This window comes from Flavobacterium sp. UGB4466 (genome assembly GCF_903469665.1).
Classification (GTDB): domain Bacteria; phylum Bacteroidota; class Bacteroidia; order Flavobacteriales; family Flavobacteriaceae; genus Flavobacterium; species Flavobacterium lipolyticum.
Map to the genome: position 1 here is coordinate 1 of NZ_CAGKLC010000249.1, position 873 is coordinate 873.

The window sequence follows — 873 nt, forward strand, 5'->3', positions numbered from 1 at the left end:
ATTTATATAGTGTCCACATGATGATAATGTTATTATTATTAAGTAATAAAAAGTATTTTTCATTTTTTAATTATATGGTTGTTTTCTTTCAACGACTCCTTGTTCCTTACGAATTTGAGAGTCGACTACCCTAACTTTTATTTCACTTTCACTTAATGTCCCCTTTGTTCCATCGTCAGGGTCAATTTTTGTTTCATTTGGAGTTGTATTTCGAGTTCCAGTAGCATTTTCTTTAGCATGAGCTAATTCATGCCCAAGTCCAATAAAGGCTGGTCTTCCTTTTGTTCCATCTGCATTAACGATGCTTTCACCTTTTCCATTTGCATTATAACTTACAGTTGAATCTGTTCCTTGTCCTGGAGAGCCATCTTTATTACGAACACTATCAAAACCATTGTCTGCCTTAGTGCCATTATCCCCCCAAGACTGTTCAATTGTAGTAGTTTTAGGTGATTCTATCAAACTAGATATTAAATCTGTTCCAACAGATAGTGTCTTATCTGAATTACTACCTCCTTTTTGTTCAATAGTAACTTTACCATCTTCCGACATAGTTAACTTATCATTCGTGAGTTTTTGTAAATCATTTAACGCAGTCTGCTTATAAGTCGCCGAACCCCAAATTATGATGTCATTTGGTCCCATTCCATCTGGGTCAGTAAACCTCATAGGATTATTAAATGCATAATTATATGGCGACCATCTTCTCATTTGTTCCGCAAGGGGGTCAATATTCATCCAACGACCAATTGCAGGGTCATAATTACGTGCTCCATAGTCGTACATGTTAAGCCCCAAGCCTCCAATATCATCGTCTTGCAACTCTTTTCCATTGTACTTATACTTATTATTAGTAGGTACATAATCATTATA

The 873-nt window shown here is 35.5% G+C and carries 1 protein-coding gene; it reads right to left on the minus strand.

Annotation, left to right across the window (positions count from 1 at the left end; translation table 11 throughout):
- Window positions 1-66: 66 nt before the first annotated feature.
- On the minus strand, window positions 67-873 hold an 807-nt coding region (locus tag JO950_RS21915), incomplete at its 5' end, for an RHS repeat-associated core domain-containing protein (RefSeq protein ID WP_237732431.1).